This is a genomic window from Streptomyces sp. NPDC041200 (genome assembly GCF_055591805.1).
Window position 1 is genome coordinate 52,977 of sequence record NZ_JBVIZF010000011.1, and the last position, 23,685, is coordinate 76,661.

Here is a 23,685-nt window from a genome sequence, read left to right on the forward strand (position 1 = left end):
GCCCACGTCATCACCCCGTACCACTTACCGAGAGGCACCATCGTGCAGATCGCGATCCTGCTCTACGAACACTTCACCGCCCTCGACGCCGTCGGCCCGTACGACACCCTGGCCGGACTGCCCGGCGCCGAACCGGTGTTCGTGGCCGAACGCCGCGGCCCGGTGCGCAACGACAGCGGCAGCCTCCAGCTGGTGGCCGAGGCCACGCTGGAGGAGGTGACGCGGCCGGATGTCGTGCTGGTGCCCGGCGGCCCGTTCCCCGAGGAGCAGCAGAAGAACCCGGAGGTGCTCGCCTGGCTGCGGGCGGTGGACGCCACCACGACCTGGACCACGTCGGTGTGCACCGGTTCGCTGATCCTCGGTTCGGCCGGACTGCTCACCGGCCGCCGCGCCACCACCCACTGGACCACCATGGACGGGCTCCGGGCCCTGGGGGTGGAGGCCGTGGACGAGCGTTATGTGTTCGACGGCAAGTACGTCACCGCGGCGGGTGTCTCGGCCGGGATCGACATGGGCCTGGCCCTGGCCGGACGGATCGCCGGGGACGCCACCGCGCAGACCGTACAGCTGATGCTCCAGTACGACCCCCAGCCGCCGTACGACTGCGGCTCACCGCACAAGGCCCCGGCCGAGCTGACCGCCCGGATGCGCCAGGAAGCGGGCGCGCCGGGCTAGGGGGTGTCCGTTGCCCGGCCGGGCGAACGACCTCAGGGTGGATTCGCTGGCCGGGCCGTCCGTGTGCGGAGCGAGGGGTGGCTGTTTCAGCAAGCGCAGTCGGCGGACCCGACCGGCGCCGTCAACGGGTCGGCCGCCCGCCGCTCGACGCCGTTCGCCCCTTCGACGGGGAGCCCTTCACGAATCCAGTACTCGATCCCGCCGATCATCTCCTTGACGCGGTAGCCGAGCCGGGCGAGGGCGAGTGCCGCGCGGGTCGCACCGTCGCAGCCGGGGCCCCAGCAGTACGTGATGATCGGAACCGCCGGATCCAACAGGCTCGCGGCGCGCTCCGGGATCTCGGCGGTGGGCAGGTGCACCGCACCCGGCACATGCCCCTGCGCCCACGCGGCGTCCCCCCGTGAGTCGACGATCACGAAGCCCGGACTTGCGGACTCCAACGAGTCATGGACATCGGACACATCTGCCTGGAAGGCGAGGCGTGCGGCGAAGAAGGCGGCAGCCTCCGCGGGTGCCGCTGGCGGCACCCGAAGGGCGCTGCTGATCTGGGTCTTGGTCATGCCCTCGACGCTATGCTCCCCACGCTTCCCCCGGAACCGACGATCCACGGCCCTGTCCGGCCTTTGCCGTGAACTCCGTGGTATCAATCGGCTATGGCCGCTGATTCCCTTGACGCCACCGACATACGCATCCTGGAAGCCCTGCAGCGCGACGGGCGCGCCAGCTACGCCGAGTTGGCCCGCAGCGTCTCCATGTCACCGAGTGCCGTCACCGAACGCGTCAGGCGGCTGGAGGAGAGCGGCGTCATCTCCGGCTACTCCACCGTCGTAAGCCCCGAGGCCCTGGGGCTGGACATTCTGGCCTTCGTCCGCCTCCGCTACCCCACCGGCAACTACAAGCCGTTTCACGACCTGCTCGACACCACTCCGGAGATCGTGGAGGCCCATCATGTGACGGGCGAGGACTGCTTCGTCCTCAAGGTCGTCGCACGCTCGATGCGGGATCTGGAACGCACCACGGGCCGCATCGCCGCCCTGGGCTCCGTCACGACGAGTGTCGTCTACTCCAGCCCGCTACGAAGCCGGGCGGTAACGGCGGCCGTGTCCATGGACTGTCCAGCGGGTCATGAGCAGAGCCAGAGGCGAATGGCAGCAACGGTCACGGTGCCGTAGACGAACGCGAGCGGACGTCGGCCGCGCCCGTTCTTCTCCCCGCCGGCCAGGCGCGTTTGGAACGGCCCGCCGCCGGTCGCGGTCTTCTTCGCGGTGGCCCGCCTGGTCTCCTCGCGCAGCGCCTCAGGGCGCATCACGATCCCCTTGCCGTCCGCCGAGAGCACCAGCAGCATCTCCTCTGCGCCGGAGCCGGAGCCTGCGCTGCGCGCGTGTGCGTATGCACCTCGCGGCCGCGCGCGGCGATGAACTCCTCCGCCTCGGCGTGGGAGAAGCCCTGCTGGTCGAACAGGTCGGGGACGGCCGAGCGTCGTGGTGCGGTTCAGCGCCTCCGAGGGAGTGGTTGTCACGTCGGTGGAGGTGATGCCCTGGTGTTTCTCATCAACATCGGCCAGGACGTTGCATGCCTGGATGAAGACGCCCTCCCTGCTCATGATCCACGAGTTGGAGTCGGGGAAGTTGACCTGGGCCGTGGGTTCCGGCCGAGCTCTCCCAGCGACCCTGCCGCCCGCATCGGCAGCTTGCGTGAAATAGGTGTCATGCGTATGGTTATTTCTCGACTGGGGCGGCTGGAGTCGAGGCGGTGCCATAGCAACCAAGGTTTCAGTGGCGGTGGTCAGTTATCGACGGTCGTATTCGCCGTGCAGCCACTGGCGCACTCAATGTCGTGGAGGAAGCAAGTGATCATCGATGCGAGTGAGTTGAATGCCACCTCGGCCTACAAATTGCTGATCGGGAGCATTGTGCCTCGTGCCGTGGCATGGGTGAGCACTGTTTCCCGGGAAGGTGTAGGGAACGTCGCGCCAATCTCCTTTTTCACCGTGGTGGGACGGAAGCCGCCGATGATCTCCATCAGCTTGCAGCCGCGGTCGGACGGCGTGACCCTCAAGGACACGCTGGTCAACATCCAGGGAAGCGGGGAATTCGTGGCTAATCTTGCGACACTCCCTCAGGCGCATCAGATGCACAGATCTGCCTTCGAATTTGATTCGGAAGAGGATGAGTTCGAAGCTCTCGGTCTGGAAAAGGAGCCATCCAAGGATATCGAGGCGCCGCGGATCAAGGGTTCTCCGATCTCTTTTGAATGCGTCGTGGACCGGATTATCCCGGTAGGGTCCGAGAATGAAAATGTCGTCTGGGGTAGGGTCGTAAATTTTCACATCCGGGATGATCTCTACCTGGAGCGTGGACGCGTCGACACCGCGGCCCTGCCTGTGGTCGGCCGGCTCGCCGCTGAGTACACCCTGGTCAACAACGTCTTCACGACGCCGCTCGACGACGACGTGCTGGCGGCGCACCAGGGTCGCCGCATGACCCGTCTCGACGCCCATGCAACGGACTGGTCACCCATTGACACCGCGGAGTGGTCACCCTCCGGCGCCGTCACCAGCCCCGGGGAGGGCAAGCGGCCATGAAGGCGCAGCGGGTAGCAGAGACGGACATCAGGTTCCGACGCGGCGGCGGCGACGACTGCGCGCTGGTGTTCGTCCATGGGTTCCTCGACGACCAGCACGTCTGGGACGGCGTGATCGCGGAGATGGGCACCCCAGGCGTCGAAGCCGTGCAGCTGGACCTCGCTGGATGCGGCGACCGTACGGAGGCGAGCGGCCCCTTCGACCTCGACCGGTTCGTGTCGGACGTCGGCGCGGTCGTGGATGCACTGGACAAACCGGTGGTGCTCGTCGGCCAAAGCATGGCGGGCCCCATCGTGGAACTGGTCGGCGCGGCCCGCCCCGACCGGACACGCGGACTCGTGTTGGTGACCCCGATCCCGCTGGCCGGCACGCAACTCCCCGACGATGCGATCGAGTGCTTCCGGGCCCTGGGCGGGGATTTGGAGGCACAGCGTGCCGTGCGTCGGCAGTTGTCGACGGCGCTGACCGAGGCCGATCTGGATGGCCTCGCGGTGGTCGGCGGGCGGGTGCGTCCCGAGGTCGTACGCGACCTTGCCGACTGCTGGAACACCGGTCACGCACAAGGTGCTCAGCCGTCCGCCTTTACTGGCCCCGTGCTGGTGCTACGGGGAGGCGATGACGGGTTCGTCACGGAAAATGTCGTTGCAAATGGGGTCCTGCCACGGTTCTGCGCCCCGCAGGCAACTGTGATCGCGCAAGCGGGTCATTGGGTGCACTTTGAGCAACCCGCCCTAGTCGCAGCCCATCTCGATGCCTTCCTCGAAGACGTTGACCTCCAGCAATAGTGCGCAAGGCGTACAGCCTCAGAGATGGACAAAAGATCGAGAGCAAGCTTCCGTGTCGTCCCTGAGCGGCTGTGTGTAACTAGAAGTCAACGGGTGAACCGGCCGGAAACCGGGACGCCCCTCAGGTGGATTCGTCCGCAGCAAGGAAGTAACCAAAGCAGCTATACCTCTTACGGATCCTCTAGGGGCCGCCACCCGGCCTGCCGGGGCGCCCGCATCAAGACAGGAGTGATCCTCGTGAGCGAGACAGCCAAGACCAACATCACCGAAGAGGTGGAGGCTCAGCCGTGGACCAAGGCGTTCGCCGCCAAGGACGCCAAGGCGTTCGCCGACGCCTTCGCCGAGGACATCGTCCTTGAGGCGTCCGCTCTGCGCAGCCCCGTCGAGGGGCGGGACAACGTCAAGCACGTGATGGGCGCCGCAAGCGGCATCTACGAGGATCTCGTCTTCACGTACGAGATCACTGATGGCTCCCGCAGCTGCATCGAGTGGGAGGCGAAGGCGTTCGGTGGCAAGGAGCTGCGCGGCTCCACCATCCTGACCGTCGACGATGAGGGCAAGATCGTCCGGGTCGTCATTCAGCACCGCCCCCTGGACAACCTGCTCGCCTTCTCCAACGAGCTCGGCGATCGTGTCATTGACCTCGTCGGGCGCGACCACTTCTACCGCGCCTGAGGGCCGGTGTCCGAACAGTCGGCGCATCTTGCCCCGCTTGTCGCATGACAGGTGCCCGGCAGCCACACGGCACTGCGTCATCGAGCAGTGGCAACACCTCATCCCTTGGAGGAACCAGTCATGACCCGACCCGCACCGTCACCCGTGGAGTTCCTCGCCCCGGACGGGGTGACGTTGCGCGGTGTGCTGTATCTGCCCGGCGAAGCGGCAGGGCCGTACCCCGCGATCACCATGGCCCATGGGTACGGAGGCGTGAAGGAACAGGGCATCCTCCCCTTCGCGGAAGCCTTCGCCGACGCCGGCTTCGCCGTACTGGTCCACGACCACCGCGGCTTCGGCGCCAGCGACGGCACCCCGCGCCAGGACATCGACCCCTGGCAGCAGATCGACGACTGGCGCCGCGCCCTCACCTACCTGGAATCCCGGCCCGAGGTCGATCCCGACCGGATCGGGCTGTGGGGGACCAGCTACGCCGGTGGCCACGCCCTCGTCCTGGGCGCCACCGAGCGCCGGCTGCGGGCGGTGGTCGCCCAGGTGCCCACCGTCAGCGGGTACGAGCAGGCCAAGCGCCGTGTCGTGCCCGAGAACGTCCCGGCGCTGGAGGCGATGCTGGACGAGGACGAACGTGCTCAGCTGCGCGGCGAGCCGCCCCGTACCCAGGCCCTCGTCAGCGCCGACCCCTCCGTCCCGGCCTCCTACCGCGCCCCGGACGCCGTCGACTTCTACCTCCAGGACCTCCCCGAGGGCACCGACTGGGACAACCGCGTCACGGTCCGCTCCACCCGCAAGGCCCGGATGTACGAGCCCGGCGTCTTCATCGGCCGCGTCTCCCCGACGCCGCTGCTGATGGTCGTCGCCGAGCGCGACACCATCACCCTCACCGACACCGAGCTGGCCGCCTTCGAACGGGCCCTGGAGCCCAAGCGACTGCAGTTGATACCCGGCGGCCACTTCGACCCGTACGGCAAGGAGTTCGCCCGCGCCCGCGATGCAGCCACCGACTTCTTCCGTACCCATCTCACACGTACAGGAGAGTGAACCCCCGTGTCCGCCGCACCTGACAACACCGTCATTTCCGCCGCCCCCGCCACCGGGCAGAGCCCATCGCCCCGCCATGTCACCCACCGTCTCAACGGTGCGCTGGCCACCGTCACCCTGACCAACCCGCCGCAGAACCGGCTCACGATCCAGTTCGGCGAGGAACTGGCCGAAGCCGCGGACGCCATTACCCGCAGCGACGCCCGCGCCGTGCTCCTCACCGCGGAGGGCGACGACTTCAGCTGGGGCGGCGACTTCGTACCGTGGGCCGACATGTCCCCGCGTGAGCTGCGTGCCACCTTCGAACGCTACTGGAGCGCATACGAGCAGTTCGAGAAGCTTCCGATCCCCGTGGTCGCCGCCGTACAGGGCCTGTGCCTCGGCGGCGGTTTCGAACTCGCCCTGCGCGCCGACGTCATCTACGCGGCCGAGACCGCGCGCTTCGGCCACCCCGAGCAGTCACTCGGCATCCTCACCCTCATGGGCGGCATCCAGCGCGTCGCCGAGCGGGCCGGACGGGCGCGCGCCATGGAGTGGGCCATGACCTCCGAGAAGGTCCCGGCCCAGACGATGCGCGAGGCCGGTGTCATCAACCGCGTCGTACCGGACGAGCGGCTGCGCACCGAGGCGGAAGCGTTCGCCCGCCGCCTGGCCTCGGGCCCCACCCTCGCGCACGCCGCCCACAAGGCCCTGTTGCGCGCCTGGGCCACCGGCGGTGTGGCCGCCGCCGACCGCGAGCTGTTCGACCTGGCCATTCCTCTCTTCGCAAGCGAGGACGTGCAGGAAGGACTCACCAGCGCAACCGCGGCCCTGCGGGCCGGCCGCCCCCGCCCCACCCTGGACTTCCAGGGCCGCTGAGCTGCGGGAAGGGGCGGCTGTGGAAGAGTAGGAAACGCACCCGCACGCGTGCGTACTCAACGAGACACTTCGCGTACTCGACGAGACGCTTCGGACCCGAACCAGGAGGTGGATTCGCCATGACGGCGCCCTGGCCCGCGACGAGCCGGTACGGCCTGACCCCCGCCCCTGGTGGCCTCGCCCTCGTGCAGGATCTCCTCAACACCGCCCCGGCTGGCACCCCGCCCGAGCCCGACCTGCTCGCCGACGACGCCTCCTCGCGTGTCTGGGCCCGCGCGGCCGCGGCCGCCTGGGCCCAGGCCACCGGGCAGCCCGTCCCGCAGATGGTCCCCGACCCCGATGGCCTGGCCGAGCTGCGCGCCTTCCGCGACGAACTGCACCGCCTCACCGCCATGCCACCGCCGGAGGCCGGCGATCCGGCAGCCGTTCCCGTGCTGCACACCGCCACCGCCGCACTGCAGCTCGACGAGAACGGACAGGTGCATCTCGAACCACGCGGCACCGGATGGCGGCGCATCGCCTCCCTGGTACTGGTCGCCGCGTTCGAAGGACAGCGGGCCGACACCCGCCGCCGCCTCAAGGTATGCCGCAACCCGCGCTGCGCGGTGACCTTCTACGACCGCTCACGCAACAACAGCGGCGTCTGGCACGACGTGAAAATCTGCGGCAACGCCGCCAACCTGCGCGCCTACCGCGCTCGCCAGAAGCAGCAAAGCCCGAAGGCCGCGGCTCGGTCTGAGGGACGGTGATCAGCAGGAGTTTCGCGTTCCGGAAGACCGGTAAGCCCTTGGACGGTGCGGAGTTTGGGCCCGGCGCAATTGCGTCGGCGGCATCGCCGGGAGGGACGCGTGGAGCAGGAACTGCTGGCGCCGCTGAAGCAGCACGAGGAGGCGGCCCGGCAGCGAGTGGAAGAGCTGCGGGCCGGGCTGGCCGCGCTGAACGAGTGGATCGCTGCCGCCGAGGGGGAGCTGTCCGATCTGGTGGTCACTCGGGCGACGCTGGCCCGTGTGTGCGCCGAACACGACGTGGCTGAACCGGAGTTCGATCCGGCGGCCGTGCGGGATGCGGATCCGTACGATCTGCCCAGGTGTCTGCCGCCGGTTGTGCGCGTCGCGACCGGTGAGGTGCCCGCGGAGGGCGACTGGCCGGCGCCGTCCGCTACCGCGACGGCTTCGCACTCGCGGCGTGATCACCGTCCCTCAAACCGAGCCGCGCCCAAGGCGGTTCGTGGGCGACATCGGCCGGCGATCACCCATAGAGCGAGCGTGTTCCCGGGCTGCTGGCCTTGCGGCGCTGGCCCATGGCGATCTCGTCGCCCACTACCGACCAGACGGTCTCGTCGTCCTGGAAGGGGAGTGGATCGATGCTGTTCGTCTCCTCACGGATGCGATCGACCTCGCCGTCCAGGCGCTCGAAGTCGGCTTCCTCCTCGTCCTCGTCGCCGCTAAAGGTGAACTCCTCGAGCAGGCGCTGGAGCCGGAGGGTGACCTGGACGAGGGAAGAGACGTCCGCGTGGAGTTCGACCACGGTCTCCTCGTCGGGGTCGAAGGCGTGCACCTTGCCGGATACGGGGGCGAGGGCGAGGTGCGCGTTGAGCAGCCAGCCGATGACGGGCCAGTCACCCGCGCCCTCCGCGGCGTCCTCGAAGTCCTCGATGGAGACGACGTCCTGGACGAGGGGCAGCAGGCCGTCGTCTTCGTCGGGCTGACGCAGCAGGAGCGTCCCGGTGGGGGCGCCGACGGTCTGCAGGAGGCGGGCACCCTCGGTGTCCGCGGCGGCGGGCGGGAAGGCGGTGGCGGGCACGGTCGCGACCCGGTCCTCGCCGAAGATGTCGACGAGCTCGCTGCGGGTGACGTCGAAAAGCACTTACGGAACTCCTATGTGTGAGGGCGGCAGCGGTGATGGTGGAGCGTGGCGTCGCCGACTGCCGGGCGCCGATGGAGGCCGGCCCGATGACCCCGAGGAACTCGATCGCGGCCACCGCTGGACAGCGGGAGCCGCGCCACGGCCAGGTAGAACACCGTGTTCATCGTGGCCAGGACCAGAACGGGTGCAACGCCCGGGTTCTGGCCGAAACATGGGTCAATCGGCGGGGTGCTCGGTGACCGGCAGGGTGTAGCGCAACCTCTGCCTTTCCTCGGCCCGCGCGCCCAGGCGTTCGTAGAAGCGCACGGCGCCCTCGTTCCAGACGGGGGTGTTCCACTGGATCTGGGTGAGGCCCAGGTCCCGGGCGTGGGCGGTGACCGCGTCCATGAGCAGGGCGCCGAGCCCCAGGCCACGGTTGCCCGAGCGCAGGAAGAGGCAGTCCATGTGGAGGTATGCGCGGCCGCCCCAAGTGGAGACCTCCGGAGCGCAGGTGGCGTACCCCACGACCTCGCCGTCGGCACGCTCCGCGACCACGCAGTGCAGGCGCGGGGTGGCGGTGCCGAACAGGAGGGCGCCGAGCCGTTCGGCGAGGCCGGGCGTGGGCGGCGTGGCGCGCTCGTACGCGGCGTGCTCGGCGGCGAGTTGGGCGACCCGGGGCAGGTCGGCGGGGCGGGCCCGCCGGACGTGCGCGGTGGCGGTCATCGGACGCCGCCTTCGAGGATGTCGGCCTGCCACGCGGCGAGCCGGTCCGCGAGGGCGCCGTCGCCGTCGAGGAGGTGGCGCGAGAACGCCTCGCGCTCATGGGCGAGGACCGCCGCTTCCCACACGCACGGGGCGAGTCCGACGCGCCCGGGGCGCAGCGCGTCGGGAATCCCGGCGGGGCCGGAGAAGACGGCGAGGTCGGACATGTAGCCCTCGATCCAGGTGTGGATCAGGACGTAGTCGCCGTCGCCGCCCGCGTGCACGATGAGCACGGCGAGGCCCAGCGAGCCGCGCAGGGCGCCGAGTTCGAGATGGGTGCCCGCGAGGCGGAGGGCGGCGGCCACGTCCTGCTCGGTCACGGCCCGCCCGGGCGCCTGCACGGAGTACACCTTCACCAGATGCCCGCCCGCCTCGCGGGCGCCCCAGGCCCGCGCGATCCGGTCGTGGTGCTCGCGGGACAGGGCCAGCAGGGCGTCCGCGTCCACGGCGGACGGCAGTATCTCGTGGTCGGCCATGCGCCTATTATCCGTGGTGTTCCGCGAGGACAAGGAGCGGGCGCGGGTCTGGCTTCACCCTGCCGTAAGGCCGACTCAGTGGCCGGAGGGCGGCATGAAGCAGCCGGTCTCCATGTAGGGACCGTTGGCGCTGACCGCGAAGTTCGTCTTCTGCAAGTACGCCGTCACGCACGCGTCGTCGTGGACGCGAAGTCCGACCTTGGAGCCCTCGGGCGTGACGTAGTGGTCGCGCTCGTAGCGCGAATCCAGTCCCCGCACGGTGAGCGTTCCGCCCAGCCGCTCTCCCTTCGGGCCGGTCCGCTCCTCCTCGTAGCCGAGCCCCAGCAGCGCCGCGCGCACGCTCTTGGGGTCCCACTTCTTCTGGTGCCACAGCCGCTTGAGCACGGGCTCGATGCGGGCGGCTTCCTTCCGGGCGTCCTCGGCGCTGGCGGGGGACATCTCGCCGGGGCGGCGGTAGGCGTTGTTTTCGCCGTTGTGCGGGGCGCCGTCGATGACTCCCGGTTCCACGTAGGGGGAGGCGCCGGAAGGGCCGCGGCTGGGACTGGGGCTGGAACTCGGGGGAGCGCTCGCGGGAGTGCTCGCGGCATCGGCCGCCGTGACGCGCTGCTCACCGCAGGCGGTCAGGGGCAGGGCGAGGCCCAGGAGGAGAGCGGCGAGGCGTCTGCGCCGCCGCGGCGATAAGGTCGGCATGCGCATGACTCTACGGGGCGGGCGTGCGGTTCGCCGTGGCGATCGCGGCCGCCAGGTGCTTCTGGATCGGTTCGGGCAGCTCGCCTCCCTGAAGCGTGACCAGGTCCCGCGCTAAGCGGTGCAGCTTGATGTTGGTGTTCTGGGAGGTCATGACCAACACGTTCCAGGCCGCTTCGGGGCTCAGGCCGTAGTTGGCCATCAGCATGCCGCGGGCCAGGTCGATCGTCGGCCGGGTCCGCATGGCCCGGCGCAGTTGGAGCACCTCGGTGCAGAGATCCTGCTCAGTTTCCGCGGCGGTGGGCGCCGTGCCCTGGTCGTCGGGGCCTGGGTGAGCGAACAGAGCCCGAGTGCCGGTCATGTCCAGCAGCCGCTCGACGGCCGGGCTGCTGCCGCGGATGGCGACCGTCTTGCCCTGGTCAAGGGCCCGCCGTCGCAGGTCGAGCAGCATGTTGAGGCCGGAGCAGTCGCAGAATGTCAGCGCGGTCAGGTCCAGATCGATGCCGCTGCCCGACCTGCGCAGCGCTTCGCGCAGGTCACCCCGGAGCATCTGGCCGCCGAGGTCGAGTTCCCCCCGCAGACTCACGCGCATCCGGTCGCCGTCCGGCGCGACGTCGCTGGCTGCCGGACGGGACATGAGCCCCGTCGGCTTGCCGTCACTCTCCGCGTGCCTGACGTCCTTCTCGACGACGGGCCGTGCAGGATCCGGCATGGCCGTGGCCTCCCCTTGTCTGATCGCCAGCCTCGGCCTTCAGATTCACCTACCTGTCCCACATACGTCAACCGATACATGAAATGAGTTACGTGCTTTTGGATACGTGTATGGCCAGTGGCTAAAGTCGGACCATGGATGAAGTGCCCGAGCCACACACCGGATGGACGTTCCTGACCAACCATGCACGGGTGCTGGCAACCATCGCGGACAACCACAACGCCCGCATCCGCGATATCGCCGTGCACTGCAGACTCACCGAACGCGCCGTGCAGAAGATCATTTCTGATCTGGAGCGGGACGGATACCTCTCCCACACCCGGGAGGGCCGCACCAACACGTACCAGCTCGACCCGAGCAAGGTGCTGCGGCACCCGGCCGAAGCCGGACTGACCGTCGCGTCGCTGCTCTCCTGGCTCGTCCAGGACGAGGCCGAACGCACGACGGCTCCCGAGAGCCACGCCCGGTCCCACACCTCCGCCTGACCGGCGAGTGTCGCACGGTACGAGTCGGGCCTCGGCCGTGACCGTGCCGTAAGCGGAATGGTCCGCTCCTCGTCACCTCGTGCCCGCCGGGACGGCCCCGCGCTGTGTAACGCTGGAAGCCGGTCCGCGCGCCCAGCGCGGACCGGAGTCTGAAGTGAGGCCACGGCGTGCAGAAGCCCCGATGGAAGACCGTGGGGGGAGCCCTGCTGCGGGTGGCGGCCGTGTGGGCGGTGTCGACGCTCACCATGCTGGCACTCGCGGGCATCCTGCCCGATTTCCGCCTGCAGGCGGCTGACGGCGACAGCGCGACGAGGATCGCGGTCACCGCCGCCAGCGGCGCCGGTGCGTTCGGCGTGCTGAGCGCGCTCGTATGGCCGCTGCTGGTACGGGCGTTGCTGCTGATGCCCGCGCTCGTGCTGGGGCTGCTGGTGTTCGTGCTGAACGGGTCGCTGCTGCTGCTCGCGATCAGCCTGATCCCCGACGGGCGGGGCACGGTCGCCCCGGAGACGGCGGTCGTGGTGGCGGCGGTCATGTCGGCCGCGTCCTCGGCGACGAGCACGTTCCTGACGGTGCGGGACGACGGGGCGTACCGGCGGCGGCTGGCGCGGCTCGCGGATCGCGAACGGCGCCTCAGCGGCGGGGACGGCGGCCGGGAGCGGCCGCCGGGGACGGTGTTCCTCCAGCTCGACGGGGTCGGGCACGCCGTGCTCCGGGACGCGCTGCGGCCACGGGACAACAGGCCGCCCGTCATGGAGACCGTGTCGGCGTGGGTGGGCGGCACCCACACCGTCACGCCGTGGCGCACCGACTGGTCCAGCCAGACCGGCGCCAGCCAGCTCGGCATCCTGCACGGCTCGAACGAGGACGTGCCCGCCTTCCGCTGGTACGAGAAGAAGAGCGGGGAGGTGATGGTGAGCAACCGGCCGACGAGCGCGGCCGTGTTGCAGCGCCGCGCCGCCGCCCGCGCCGGACACGACGGGCTGCTGACGGTGGACGGCGCGAGCCGGGGCAACCTGTTCACCGGGGGCGCCGACGAGCTGGCGCTCGTCCTCTCCGTGGCGGCCCGGCGCAGCAAGCACAACCGCTCCCGCAGCGGCTACTTCGCGTACTTCTCCGACCCGGCCAACGCCACCCGTACCGCGGCCTCGTTCGCGGCCGAGGTGGTCCGGGAGATCTGCCAGTCCACCCGCGCCAAGCTGCGCCGGGAGTCGCCCCGGGTGGGGCGCGGCGGGCTGTACCCCTTCATCCGGGCGTTCGCGACGGTCGTCGAGCGGGACGTGGTGGTGGCGGCGGTGAGCGGGGACATCCTGGCGGGCCGTACCGCGATCTACGCCGACCTGGTCGCGTACGACGAGGTCGCGCACCACTCCGGACCGCGCAGCCGCGACGCGCAGCAGGTGCTGGCCCGGCTCGACCGGTCGATCGAGCTGATCGCCAAGGTCGCCGAGCGGGCGCCGCGCGACTACCGGATCGTGCTGCTGTCCGACCACGGCCAGAGCCCGGGGGCCACCTTCGCGGGGGCGTACGGGCTGACGCTGGAGGACCTGGTGCGCGCCGGGTGCGGGCTGCCGGTGCCGAAGGCGGCGGGGCGCACGGTGAGCGGGGCGGAGGCGCGCGAGGCGGCGCGGGCGGCGCTGCACCGGCCCGAGAAGGACGAAGCGGGACCCGAGGGGGCCCGGCCGGTGGTGCTGGCCTCCGGGAACCTGGGGCTGGTCTCGTTCCCCGACGTCCCCGGCCGGATGAGCCGCGAGGCCATCGACCGGCGCCATCCCGCGCTGCTGCACACCCTCGCCAACCACCCCGGGGTCGGCTTCCTGCTCGTCCGCTCCGAAACGGAGGGCGCGGTCGTGCTGGGGGCGAAGGGCGCCGAGCACCATCTCGACACCGGCCGGGTGATCAAGGAGAGCCCGCTCGCGGTCTTCGGGCCCGGGGCCGCCGCTGCCGTACGGCGGACGGCGCACTTCCGGAACACCCCCGACATCATGGTCAACTCGGCCTACGACGCGGCGACCGGCGAGGTGCACGCGTTCGAGGGGCAGATCGGCTCGCACGGAGGGCTCGGCGGCGAGCAGGGTCACCCCTTTCTGCTGTGGCCGGTCCAGCTCTCCGCGCCCGTCGCGGCGGGGGAGGAGCTGGTGGGCGCGGAGCGGGTGCACACGGTGCTGCGGCGCTGGCTGCGGGAGGCGGACGGGCCGGAGGTTCCGGCGGAGGCGGCGGAGGTTCCGGCCAAGGCGGCGCCACCGGAACGGACCGTGTCTGACGGTGCGCAGGATCCCGCGAAGGAATCCCGGATTCCGGGTCCTCCGGCCGTACCATTTCCGGCCGCCGCCCCCGTCCTGCCGGACAAAGCCCGGTGATTTGGTGCACCGTACATCGTCCATGACGATATTCACATGCTCGACCAGCACCACACGCGCCGATTCGGCCTGCCCACGGCGACCGCCCTCGTCATGGGCAACATCATCGGCGGCGGCATCTTCCTGCTCCCCGCCTCCGTCGCCCCGTACGGCACCCTCAGCCTGCTGGCGTTCGTCGTCCTGACGGTCGGTGCCATCGCGCTCGCGCTCGTCTTCGGGCGGCTCGCGCGGCGCGACCCGAGCACGGGCGGGCCGTATGTGCACGCCCGCGCCGCCTTCGGTGACTTCGCGGGATTCCTGTCGGCGTGGTCGTACTGGACGATGACCTGGGTCAGCAACGCGGCGCTCGCGGTGGCGGCGGTCGGCTACGTCCATGTGCTGGCCCCCGGGCACCCGTCCAAGAGCGTGGACCTGGCCATCGCGCTGCTCGTGCTGTGGCTGCCGGGGCTCGCGAACCTCGCGGGGACGCGCTGGGTCGGCGCCGTCCAGCTGGTGTCGACCGTGCTGAAGTTCCTCCCCCTGCTCTTCGTCGCGGTCGTCGGGCTCTTCTTCTTCGACCCGGACAACATGGGCCCCTTCAACGCGGGCGGCGGCAGCGCGCTCGGCGGGATGTCGGCGGCGGCCGCGATCCTGCTCTACAGCTACCTGGGCGTGGAGTCGGCGTCGATGAGCGCGGGCGAGATGGAGAACCCGGAGCGCAACGTGGGGCGGGCCAGCGTGCTCGGCACGGTCGGCGCGGCCGTGGTCTACCTCCTCGGCACGGTGGCGGTGTTCGGCACCGTCGCCCACAAGGACCTGGTGAACTCCACCGCCCCCTTCTCGGACGCGGTCGACGCGATGTTCGGCGGCACCTGGGGCGGCACGCTGATCGCGGTGGCCGCCGTGGTGTCCATCGTCGGCGCGCTCAACGGCTGGATCCTGATGAGCGCCCAGGCGCCGTACGCGGCCGCGCAGGACGGGCTCTTCCCGGCCGTCTTCGCGGCCAAGCGGCGCGGGGTGCCGACGGCCGGGGTCATCATCGGCGTGATCCTGGCGTCGCTCCTCACCGTGGTCAACTACACCTCGGGCTCGAACGGCGTCTTCGCGACCCTCGTCCTGATCACCACCTTCTCGGCGACGGTCCCCTACCTGCTGGCGGCCGGTGCCCAGCTGTACTTCCTGCTGTCGGGCCGCCGCGACGAGGTCCGGACCGGGCGCTTCGTCTGGGACCTGGTGCTGGCGCTGGCGGGCTTCGGCTTCTCCTTCTGGCTGGTCTCGGGCGCCGGGTACGCGGCGGTGTACCAGGGCGTGCTGTTCCTGTTCGCCGGGGTGCTCGTGTACGTGGTGATCGCGGCCCGCCGCCAGCGCCAGGGAACGGACGAGAAGGCGGCCGGGGACGGCGCCGCGGCGGAGGCCGGTATTCCGTAACGCCGGGGCGCGTCGCGTCTTCTTGCCCGCTCGGTATTCCGTCGGGATATGCGGCGAGCGTCGCCGAATTCCCCGCTGAAACGCCGTATTTCTTATGCGGCGGATGAGGTCGAGGGGGAGGAAGTTGCGCTCTTTCCCGAGACTTTCCTCTTTTCGCACGCGCCGCAATTGCGCGAAAATTTCTCTCCATGAATGTCGACCTGAGCACCGGCTGCCCCTTCCGGCTCGACCCCACCGCGGGTGACATCCACGCCGAGGGGGACCGGTTGCGGGATCTGGGTCCGGCGACGCCGGTGGAGCTGCCCGGCGGGGTGGTGGCATGGGCCGTGACCGACCCGGCCCTGGTGAAGCGGCTGCTCACGGACCGCCGGATCTCCAAGGACGCCTACCGGCACTGGCCCGACGCCTACATCGAGGAACGCATTCCGCCCAAGTGGCCGCTACGCATCTGGATGGACGTCCGTAACGCGCTGACCGCGTACGGTCCCGAACACGTCCGGCTGCGCCGTCTGGTCGGCGCCGCGTTCACGCCCGGCCAGGTGCGGGCGCTCGCGCCGCGCGTCGAGGAGATCACCGGATCCCTGCTCGACGGGCTGGACGCCACCGAGGCCGCCGCGCCCGGCGCGGTGGTGGACCTGCGGTCGCGCTTCGCCTGGGTGTTGCCGCTGATGGTCGTCAACACGCTCCTCGGGGTCCCCGAAGCGCTGCACGACGACTTCCGTACCGCGATCGCCGGGGTCTTCGCGACCGGGCATTCGGAGGCCGAGGCCGAGGCCAACACCCGTGAGCTGTACCGGCTGTTGAGCGAGTTGCTGGCCATCAAGCGGCAATCTCCCGGCGACGATGTGACCAGTGCGCTCATCGACGCGCACGACGACGAGACCGACTCCCGCCTCAGTGAGCAGGAGCTGATGGACAGCATGCTGCTGCTGATCGGCGCGGGACACGAGACCACGGTCAACCTGCTCGACCACGCCATCGTCAATCTCCTCACCCACCCCCGGCAACTCGCCCTGCTGCGCTCCGGAAAGGTGCCATGGCAGGACGCGGTGGAGGAGACGCTGCGCCACCAGGCGCCGATCGCCACCATCATCATGCGCTTCGCGATCGAGGACGTGCATGACGCGGCGACCGGGCTGACCTTCCGCGAGGGCGACCCCATCGTCATCAACTACGCCGCCGCGGGACGCGATCCGGGCGTCCACGGCGAGCGCGGCGGGCACTTCGACCTTACGCGGGATACCCGCCGCGAGCACCTGGCGTTCGGATACGGTCCGCACTTCTGCCTGGGCGCGGAACTGGCCCGGCTCGAAGGCCGCATCGGGCTGCGCGCGCTCTTCGAACACTTTCCCGATCTCACCCTCGCGGTACCGGCCGCCGAGCTACGTCCGCTGGAGTCGTTCATCTCCAATGGACATCAGCAACTGCCGGTCCGGCTGCGCCGCTAGATCTTCTCCGGGCCACCCGCCTGGCATACCTCGCAAAGCGTGAGTTGACCATAAAACGGCCGATCACGTTTTGGTTGCGTACTCCGCGCGGCGACTGCTACGGTCGCTTGGTCTTGGAACTGATGTTAACTCGCAACGATAAGTATCGCGGTTTCGTCAACAATCCCGGTTGGGCCCGGGATGAGCCTTATCAATATCTGCCGTCCTGAACTCCGATGAACTGGCCGACGTGTGGGAGTCGGCACTTCGGGTACGGGCAGGGGGCTCGTGTTCCATACGACAGACGGGGTAAGCGGAAGTCCACGGGGGTGGCCTTGAGCCGGTCATTACTGCACCTTCGCGTCGATGTGGCTGGGCTTGTCGTCCAGCGCCCAGCCCTCCATGGGTAGTACGCCTCCTGATGTCTTCGTCCATCGCTGTCTTCCATGAAGCACCGGATTGTCACAGGGGGATAGGCACATGAATGGTCAGCTCATGGCTGACACTGCCGAGATCATGGCGCAGCGGTCCACCGAAATGGTGTCCCTGAGCGAGTTAACGCACTTTGATTCGCCACGGCTGTCGGGCGCGGACACCGAACATGTCCGTCTCCTCGCCGAGTCGGACGCCGAACTGCCGCCCATTTTGGTCAATCGCAGGACGATGCACGTCATTGACGGGATGCATCGGGTCCAGGCTGCGGATCTGCGTGGTCAGGGCAAAATCGAGGCGATTTTCTGCGAATGCGATGACGAGGAAGCGTTCGTCCTCGCCGTCAAAGCAAACGTCTCGCACGGACTTCCCTTGCCGCGCGCCGACAGGAATGCCGCTGCCAAACGTATCATCAACTCCCATCCGGAATGGTCCGATCGAGCCATCGCTTCGGTCACCGGGCTCTCCCATAAGACGGTCGGCGCGATCCGCCGCCGTGCGAGTGGGGAAATTCCCCAGTCGAGCACCCGGGTCGGGCGCGACGGCCGGGAGCGCCCGGTCGACGCCGCCGAAGGCCGTATCCAGGCCGGCCGGATACTCGCCGAGCGCCCCGGCGTCTCACTGCGCGAGGTCGCCCGGGAGGCCGGGGTCTGCGCCGCCACCGTGCGGGACGTCCGCGACCGGCTGCGGCGCGGTGAGGCCCCCTCGGGGCCCGTGCGCCGTGAGCCCAGGGCGGCGGCCACCGCGACCCCGCTGGGGCCCAAGGCGGTGGCCCGGATCGACGGCGCCGACCGCGCCCCCGACCTCCCCGCCCTGCTCCACAACCTGCGCAAGGACCCGTCGCTGCGGCTCTCCGAGTCGGGCCGCACGTTGCTGCGGCTGCTGGACGCCTGCACGGTGGGGCCGCAAGAGTGGACCCGGATCAGCGACAACGTCCCGCCGCACCGCGTGGAGCTGATCGCCACGGCCGCACGTGAGTGCAGCCGGGCGTGGCAGGACTTCGCGACGGAGCTGGAGCAGCGCTCCAGCCAGCAGGCATCCGGCTGACATCCGGCTGATATCCGGACGACACTCCCCATTCCCCATTCGCTTTTCGGCGCCTAGGGAAGGCAGGCATGACGATCCATCAAGTCAGGGGTTTCCGCGCGACGGACGCCCAGGACCTCCTCCACTCGACGCTGGCGTCCGACGCGCCCCCGTTCGCCCTGCTGCGCAGAGCGGGCGCGGGCGGGCAGGAGGTGGAGGTGCTCACCGGGCCGGTGGCCGAGGTGGCGACGCTCGCCGAACTTCCGTGTCCCGGACCGGCGGACGCGGACGCGGACACGGGCGCGGCGGGCGCCGGGGGCGGTGGACCGGCCGAGGTGCTGGCGGTCATCCCCTTCCGCCAGGTCACCGAGCGCGGCTACGCGTGCAACGACGACGGCGAACCGATCCTGGCGCTCACCGCCGAGCGGCGCGCCGCGCTCTCCGTCAAGGAAGCCCTGGATCTGCTCCCCGACACCGAAGTCGACCTGCGCGACGCCGGGTTCGACATCGGGGACGAGGACTACGAGAAGGTCGTCGAGAAGATCCTCGACCAGGAGATCCGGGCCGGTGAGGGCTCCAACTTCGTCATCAGGCGGTCCTTCCGGGCGACCCTCACCGACTACCGGCCCGAGGTCGCCCTGACCGTCTTCCGGCGGCTGCTGACCATGGAGTCGGGCGCCTACTGGACGTTCGTCGTGCACACCGGTGAGCGCACCTTCGTCGGCGCCTCCCCGGAGCTGCACGTCCAGGTCGACGGCGGCACCGCGCGGATGAACCCGATCAGCGGCACCTACCGCTATCCGCCCTCCGGCGCGGACCTGGACGGGGTGCTGGAGTTCCTGGGCGACCAGAAGGAGACCGACGAACTCTTCATGGTCGTGGACGAGGAGCTGAAGATGCTCTCCCGGGTCTGCGACGGCGGCGCCCGGGCCCGGGGCCCCTATCTGCGCGAGATGGCCAAGCTCGCGCACACCGAATACCTGCTGGAGGGCGCCACGTCGCGGGACGTCCGCGAGGTGCTGCGCGAGACGATGTTCGCGCCGACCATCACCGGCAGCCCGCTGGAGAACGCCTGCCGGGTGATCGCCCGGCACGAGGAGAGCGGACGCGGCTACTACGGCGGCGCCCTCGCCCTCCTCGGCCGGGACACCACCGGCCGGGCCACCCTGGACTCGGCGATCCTGATCCGCACCGCCGACATCAGCCGCGAGGGCGCCCTGCGCGTCGATGTCGGCGCCACCCTGGTCCGCGACTCCCGGCCCTCAGCGGAGGTCGCCGAGACCTGGGCCAAGGTGGACGCGCTGCTGGCCGCCACCGGATTGGAGCCGCGGGCGGGGCTCACGACACCGGTCCGGCCCCCGGGCGGCGGCGCGCCACTCGCCCACGACCCCAAGGTGATCAGCGCGCTGGAGCGGCGCAACGCCGGTCTGTCGGCCTTCTGGCTGGGCAAGGAGGACGACGGGCCGGTGCGGTGGGCCGGTCCTGGCGCCGGACGGGTGCTGATCGTGGACGCCGAGGACATGTTCACCGGCATGCTCGGCCACCAGACCCGCTCGCTGGGCCTGGACGCCGCCATCCGCTCCTGGGACGCGGTCCGCGCCGAGGACATCGACGGCTGCGACTGCGTCGTGCTGGGGCCGGGCCCCGGCGACCCCCGGGCCACCGCCGACCCCAAGGTGCGCGGCATCGCCGAGCTGATCGGCGGGCTCTTCGCCCGGGGGATCCCGTTCGTCGGCGAATGCCTCAGCCACCAGGTGCTGTGCGCGCTGCTGGGGCTCGAACTCTTCCCCCGGGAGCGGCCCAACCAGGGCACTCAGCGCCGTATCGACTTCTTCGGACGGTCCGAGCCGGTCGGCTTCTACAACTCGTACGCCGCCCGCCACACCGCCGACCGGCTGTATTCCCCACTCGCCCACGGCGCCGTCGAGCTGTGCCGCAACCCGGCCACCGGCGAGGTGCACGCGGTGCGCGGTGAACGGTTCGCCGCCACCCAGTTCCATCTGGAGTCGGTGCTGACGGAAAACGGCACCGATCTCCTGGCCGGTCTGCTCGGCTGGGCGCTGCGCCGCCCCGGGCCCGGCGCTCGCCCCGCCGGACCTCGCTCCGCCGAGCTGATCGAATGCGACGCCGAGCGGTGATCGGCGACGGCACCCGGGCCGCGCCCGGACACACCGGGCCCGAAGGGGCGACCGGGCCCGAGGCGGCGGGGGCCGCGCAGCAGCCGGAGTGGAAGGCCCACCCCGACTACATGGCGAGCCGCGCCGCCCTGGCCTCCGCGCCCGCGCTGGTGACCGCCGCCGAACTGGACCGGCTGCGCCGGGCGCTGGCGGTGGTGGCCGGTGGCGGCGCGCGGATGGTCCAGCTCGGCGACTGCGCGGAGAGCTTCGAGGAGTCCGGCGCCGACCACGTCCGCGCCAAGACGGCGGTGCTGCACGCCCTCGCCGGTGAACTCGCGGACGACGGGCCGGTGTTACGGGTCGGCCGGATCGGCGGCCAGTTCGCCAAGCCGCGCAGTCAGCCCTTCGAGGACGTCGACGGGGTGCCGCTGCCCGCCTTCCGCGGCCACATGGTCAACGGCGAGGCCCCGACCGCCGCGGCGCGGGCACACGATCCACGGCGGATGGTGCGGGCGTACGAGGCGAGCGCCGAGGTGTTACGGGTCCTGGCCCGCGACCGGGACCGCCGCGCCGCCGCACCCGCCGGGCGTCTCGCCGGACCGTTCCCCGACGGGCCCTGGGCCAGCCACGACGCGCTGGTCATCGACTACGAGGCCGCGCTCGTCCGCACCGAGGCCGGGCAGCGCGTCCTCGGCTCCACCCATCTGCCCTGGCTCGGCGACCGCACCCGGGCGCCCGGCTCGGCCCATGTGCGGCTGCTGTCCCAGGTGGCCAACCCGGTCGCGCTCAAGCTCGGCCCCACCACCGACCCCGCCGAACTCGCCGAGGTGTGCGCGCTGCTGGACCCGGGCCGGACCCCCGGCAGACTCACCCTCATCGCGCGGATGGGCGCCGAGCGGGTCACCGGACTGCTGCCGCCGCTGGTGGCCGCCGTACGGGCGCGGGGCCACCGGGCGGTCTGGCTGAGCGACCCGATGCACGGCAACACCGTCCGGGCGGGCGGGGTGAAGACCCGTCACCTGGACGCCGTCGTGGACGAGGCGGTCCGCTGCAAGAGAGTCCTGGAAAGGGCGGGGGAGCACCCCGGCGGACTCCATCTCGAAGTCGCCGCGATGGATGTCACCGAATGCCTCGGCGGAAAGGTCGACGGGGTCGAGCGACTGGCCGAGCGCTATACGACGCTGTGCGATCCGCGCCTGAATCCCGACCAGGCCGCCGAATTGCTGCGCACCTGGATTCGCGCATAGGAATCCGTAGACTCGGAATACATCCGCCGACGCTTTTCCGCCCTGACCGGCGGCTGCCCTTCTCTCCAAGGAAGGTGAGGATTTGACCGAGCACAAGGACACTCCCGATATCGCCTGCCGGGTCGCCCTGGTCACCGGCGCGGCCGGTGGAATCGGAACCGCCATCGCACGGGCGCTCGCGGGCCAGGGAACCCTGGTGGCCGCCGTGGACCGGGACGCCGACCGGCTGACCGATCTGGTGGAGAAGATGGCGACGGACGGCCTCACCGCCATCCCCTTTCCCGCCGATGTCACCGACAGCGAGCGGATCAATGAGGTCGTCGACCTGATCGAGGCCGAACTCGGCGCCGTGGACCTGCTGGTGAACGCCGCCGGAGTGATGCGGGCCGGGTCCGCCCTGGAGATGTCGGACGTCGATTGGCGGGCCATCTTCTCGATCAATCTGGACGGCGTCTTCCACTGTTCCCGGGCCGTCGCCTCGCGCATGAGGGAACGCGGCGAGGGTGCCATCGTGACCGTCGCCTCCAACGCCGGACGGATACCCAGGGTTCATATGGCCGCGTACGGCGCGTCGAAGGCCGCCGCGTCCCTCTACACCAAATCCCTCGGACTGGAACTGGCGGAATACGGAATCCGCTGCAACGTGGTCTCGCCCGGTTCGACCGACACCGACATGCTGCGATCGCTGTGGTCCTCGGAGGCCGACCAGCAGACCACCCTCGACGGTTCGATGGCCACGTACAAAACCGGAATCCCGCTGCGCCGGATCGCCGAACCTGGCGACATCGCGGACGCCGTGCTCTTCCTCGCCTCCGACCGGGCCCGGCACATCACGATGCAGGACCTGTGCGTCGACGGCGGCGCCATTCTGGGGGTGTGAGAAAAGGCCATGGGCATTCCCGTCATCGCGCCCTATCCGATGCCGACCGCGGCCGATCTGCCGAAGAACCAGGTCGACTGGCGGCCCGACCCAAAGCGCGCCGTCCTCTTCTTCCACGACATGCAGGAATACTTCCTGGCGCCCTACGACCGGGGCAGCGCCCTGTACGGCGAGCTGCTGGGCAACACCCGCGCCCTGCGCGACCGGGCGGCCGCGCTCGGCATCCCGGTGGTGTACTCGGCCCAGCCCGGCGACATGGACCGCGCCCAGCGCGGACTGCTGTACGACTTCTGGGGCCCCGGCATGTCCGCGCACGAGCGGGACACCGGGATCGTCGAACCGCTGCGGCCGGCGGACGGGGACACCGTGCTGACGAAATGGCGTTACAGCGCTTTCGTCCGCTCCGAACTCCGTGATCTGATCGAGAAGTCCGGCCGCGATCAATTGATCGTGTGCGGGGTTTACGCCCATGTCGGCTGTCTGATGACCGCCGTCGACGCCTTCAGTTCCGATATCCAGCCGTTCCTGGTGGCGGACGCGCTCGCCGATTTCACCGCCGACCACCACCGGTCCGCGCTCGACTATGCCGCGCGCTGCTGCGCGGCGATTCACACCACCGAGCAGATGCTCGACTTCCTGGCCGCCCGCTAGAGGGGTGCTGACCCATGAGTTCCACGGAAACGTTCCGGGTGGACGCCACCACCGACATCCGCGCCGATCCCGCCACCGTCTTCGCCTATGTCAGCGACCTCGCCCACAGTGGTGACTGGAGTCCCGAATGCCTGGGCGGGGAGTGGACCGAGGGAGAACCGGCGGTTGTCGGCTCCGTGTTCACCGCGCGCAATCACCGGGAGCCGGATGTGGTCGCCTGGGCGCCGGTCGTGCGCGGGGACTGGACCACCCAATGCGAGGTCGTGGAATCCGCCGCTCCGCGCGTGTTCAGCTGGGCCATGCGCACCGGCGACGGCCGCGCCCAGGAGAGCGTATGGTCGTTCACGATCGAGCCGACGGCGAACGGCAGCGCGCTCACCCACGCCTTCTGGATGGGCGAACTCACCGAAGGCATGCGGGGAATTCTCCACGGCATGAGCGACGCCGAGGTGAAGAAATTCCTCGACGACTGGTCGGACAAAATCGACGGCGATATGCGGAAGTCGCTCGCCCGCATCAAGGCCGCACTCGAAACCGCCTCCTGACGGCGCACGCGGAC

At 70.2% G+C, this 23,685-nt stretch carries 25 protein-coding genes; 18 read left to right on the top strand and 7 right to left on the bottom strand.

Features of this window, described 5'->3' with window-relative positions; all coding sequences use genetic code 11:
* Window positions 1-42 precede the first annotated feature (42 nt).
* Window positions 43-675 carry a DJ-1/PfpI family protein gene (locus ACZ6CL_RS23970; protein WP_468938540.1) on the top strand — a complete coding sequence of 211 codons (633 nt, stop codon included), beginning with the start codon at window positions 43-45 and terminating at the stop codon, window positions 673-675.
* Between the two features lie 86 nt (window positions 676-761).
* Here ACZ6CL_RS23970 and ACZ6CL_RS23975 read toward each other — a convergent pair whose 3' ends face one another.
* Window positions 762-1,235 carry a rhodanese-like domain-containing protein gene (locus ACZ6CL_RS23975; RefSeq protein WP_468938543.1) on the bottom strand — a complete coding sequence of 158 codons (474 nt, stop codon included), beginning with the start codon at window positions 1,233-1,235 and terminating at the stop codon, window positions 762-764.
* Window positions 1,236-1,328: 93 nt separating this feature from the next.
* Between ACZ6CL_RS23975 and ACZ6CL_RS23980 the strand changes: the two genes are divergently transcribed.
* Window positions 1,329-1,847, top strand: coding sequence for an Lrp/AsnC family transcriptional regulator (locus ACZ6CL_RS23980; protein WP_468938546.1), 519 nt, complete (start codon window positions 1,329-1,331; stop codon window positions 1,845-1,847).
* On the opposite strand, the gene ACZ6CL_RS23985 is transcribed toward ACZ6CL_RS23980, so the two are convergent.
* Entirely contained in the window at window positions 1,799-2,020 is a 222-nt protein-coding gene (locus ACZ6CL_RS23985) for a hypothetical protein (protein ID WP_468938862.1), read from the bottom strand. The two genes, ACZ6CL_RS23980 and ACZ6CL_RS23985, sit on opposite strands and share 49 nt — an antisense overlap.
* Window positions 2,021-2,524: 504 nt before the next feature.
* Between ACZ6CL_RS23985 and ACZ6CL_RS23990 the strand changes: the two genes are divergently transcribed.
* The 6 genes from ACZ6CL_RS23990 (at window position 2,525) to ACZ6CL_RS24015 (ending at window position 7,364) form a co-directional block, all read left to right on the top strand.
* Window positions 2,525-3,259: a flavin reductase family protein gene (locus ACZ6CL_RS23990; RefSeq protein ID WP_468938547.1), complete on the top strand. Its 735-nt coding sequence runs from the start codon at window positions 2,525-2,527 to the stop codon at window positions 3,257-3,259.
* The gene (locus ACZ6CL_RS23995) at window positions 3,256-4,044 is read left to right on the top strand and encodes an alpha/beta fold hydrolase (protein ID WP_468938550.1); all 789 of its coding nucleotides are present in this window, start codon (window positions 3,256-3,258) and stop codon (window positions 4,042-4,044) included. Before ACZ6CL_RS23990 ends, ACZ6CL_RS23995 begins: the two co-directional genes overlap by 4 nt.
* Window positions 4,045-4,281: 237 nt before the next feature.
* Complete coding sequence (locus tag ACZ6CL_RS24000) at window positions 4,282-4,719, top strand: nuclear transport factor 2 family protein (protein WP_468938552.1); 438 nt, start codon at window positions 4,282-4,284, stop codon at window positions 4,717-4,719.
* Window positions 4,720-4,839: 120 nt separating this feature from the next.
* Complete coding sequence (locus tag ACZ6CL_RS24005) at window positions 4,840-5,757, top strand: alpha/beta hydrolase (protein ID WP_468938553.1); 918 nt, start codon at window positions 4,840-4,842, stop codon at window positions 5,755-5,757.
* 6 nt (window positions 5,758-5,763) lie between these two features.
* A complete protein-coding gene (locus ACZ6CL_RS24010; protein WP_468938555.1) occupies window positions 5,764-6,615 on the top strand; it encodes an enoyl-CoA hydratase/isomerase family protein in 852 nt (283 codons plus the stop codon).
* Window positions 6,616-6,734: 119 nt separating this feature from the next.
* On the top strand, window positions 6,735-7,364 hold the full coding sequence (locus ACZ6CL_RS24015; protein ID WP_468938557.1) for a CGNR zinc finger domain-containing protein: 630 nt from the start codon (window positions 6,735-6,737) through the stop codon (window positions 7,362-7,364).
* A gap of 499 nt (window positions 7,365-7,863) precedes the next feature.
* On the opposite strand, the gene ACZ6CL_RS24020 is transcribed toward ACZ6CL_RS24015, so the two are convergent.
* From ACZ6CL_RS24020 to ACZ6CL_RS24040, 5 genes are all read right to left on the bottom strand, one after another.
* Window positions 7,864-8,481, bottom strand: coding sequence for an SUKH-4 family immunity protein (locus tag ACZ6CL_RS24020; protein WP_468938559.1), 618 nt, complete (start codon window positions 8,479-8,481; stop codon window positions 7,864-7,866).
* A gap of 216 nt (window positions 8,482-8,697) precedes the next feature.
* Window positions 8,698-9,183, bottom strand: coding sequence for a GNAT family N-acetyltransferase (locus tag ACZ6CL_RS24025; protein ID WP_468938561.1), 486 nt, complete (start codon window positions 9,181-9,183; stop codon window positions 8,698-8,700).
* Entirely contained in the window at window positions 9,180-9,698 is a 519-nt protein-coding gene (locus ACZ6CL_RS24030) for a hypothetical protein (protein ID WP_468938563.1), read from the bottom strand. The genes ACZ6CL_RS24025 and ACZ6CL_RS24030 overlap by 4 nt, the downstream gene beginning before the upstream one ends.
* Before the next feature lie 75 nt (window positions 9,699-9,773).
* On the bottom strand, window positions 9,774-10,388 hold the full coding sequence (locus ACZ6CL_RS24035) for a hypothetical protein (protein ID WP_468938565.1): 615 nt from the start codon (window positions 10,386-10,388) through the stop codon (window positions 9,774-9,776).
* Window positions 10,389-10,398: 10 nt separating this feature from the next.
* Window positions 10,399-11,097: an ANTAR domain-containing protein gene (locus tag ACZ6CL_RS24040; RefSeq protein WP_468938568.1), complete on the bottom strand. Its 699-nt coding sequence runs from the start codon at window positions 11,095-11,097 to the stop codon at window positions 10,399-10,401.
* A 134-nt stretch (window positions 11,098-11,231) separates the two neighbouring features.
* Between ACZ6CL_RS24040 and ACZ6CL_RS24045 the strand changes: the two genes are divergently transcribed.
* The 10 genes from ACZ6CL_RS24045 to ACZ6CL_RS24090 all read left to right on the top strand — a co-directional run bounded on the left by ACZ6CL_RS24045 (window position 11,232) and on the right by ACZ6CL_RS24090 (window position 23,671).
* Entirely contained in the window at window positions 11,232-11,582 is a 351-nt protein-coding gene (locus ACZ6CL_RS24045) for a helix-turn-helix transcriptional regulator (protein WP_468938569.1), read from the top strand.
* A 167-nt stretch (window positions 11,583-11,749) separates the two neighbouring features.
* Window positions 11,750-13,939, top strand: coding sequence for a phage holin family protein (locus ACZ6CL_RS24050; protein ID WP_468938571.1), 2,190 nt, complete (start codon window positions 11,750-11,752; stop codon window positions 13,937-13,939).
* A 36-nt stretch (window positions 13,940-13,975) separates the two neighbouring features.
* Window positions 13,976-15,346, top strand: a complete 1,371-nt coding sequence (locus ACZ6CL_RS24055) for an amino acid permease (protein ID WP_468938574.1) — start codon at window positions 13,976-13,978, stop codon at window positions 15,344-15,346.
* A gap of 188 nt (window positions 15,347-15,534) precedes the next feature.
* Window positions 15,535-16,794, top strand: coding sequence for a cytochrome P450 family protein (locus ACZ6CL_RS24060; RefSeq protein WP_468938575.1), 1,260 nt, complete (start codon window positions 15,535-15,537; stop codon window positions 16,792-16,794).
* Between the two features lie 474 nt (window positions 16,795-17,268).
* Window positions 17,269-18,252, top strand: a complete 984-nt coding sequence (locus ACZ6CL_RS24065; RefSeq protein ID WP_468938577.1) for a ParB/RepB/Spo0J family partition protein — start codon at window positions 17,269-17,271, stop codon at window positions 18,250-18,252.
* A gap of 68 nt (window positions 18,253-18,320) precedes the next feature.
* Complete coding sequence (locus tag ACZ6CL_RS24070) at window positions 18,321-20,369, top strand: anthranilate synthase family protein (RefSeq protein ID WP_468938580.1); 2,049 nt, start codon at window positions 18,321-18,323, stop codon at window positions 20,367-20,369.
* On the top strand, window positions 20,351-21,595 hold the full coding sequence (locus ACZ6CL_RS24075) for a 3-deoxy-7-phosphoheptulonate synthase (RefSeq protein WP_468938583.1): 1,245 nt from the start codon (window positions 20,351-20,353) through the stop codon (window positions 21,593-21,595). Before ACZ6CL_RS24070 ends, ACZ6CL_RS24075 begins: the two co-directional genes overlap by 19 nt.
* 82 nt (window positions 21,596-21,677) lie before the next feature.
* Window positions 21,678-22,475: a 2,3-dihydro-2,3-dihydroxybenzoate dehydrogenase gene (locus tag ACZ6CL_RS24080; RefSeq protein WP_468938585.1), complete on the top strand. Its 798-nt coding sequence runs from the start codon at window positions 21,678-21,680 to the stop codon at window positions 22,473-22,475.
* 9 nt (window positions 22,476-22,484) lie between these two features.
* Window positions 22,485-23,126 carry an isochorismatase family protein gene (locus tag ACZ6CL_RS24085; RefSeq protein WP_468938586.1) on the top strand — a complete coding sequence of 214 codons (642 nt, stop codon included), beginning with the start codon at window positions 22,485-22,487 and terminating at the stop codon, window positions 23,124-23,126.
* A gap of 14 nt (window positions 23,127-23,140) precedes the next feature.
* Window positions 23,141-23,671 (top strand): SRPBCC family protein, encoded by a 531-nt coding sequence (locus tag ACZ6CL_RS24090; RefSeq protein ID WP_468938589.1) that lies wholly within the window; start codon window positions 23,141-23,143, stop codon window positions 23,669-23,671.
* Window positions 23,672-23,685 lie beyond the last annotated feature (14 nt).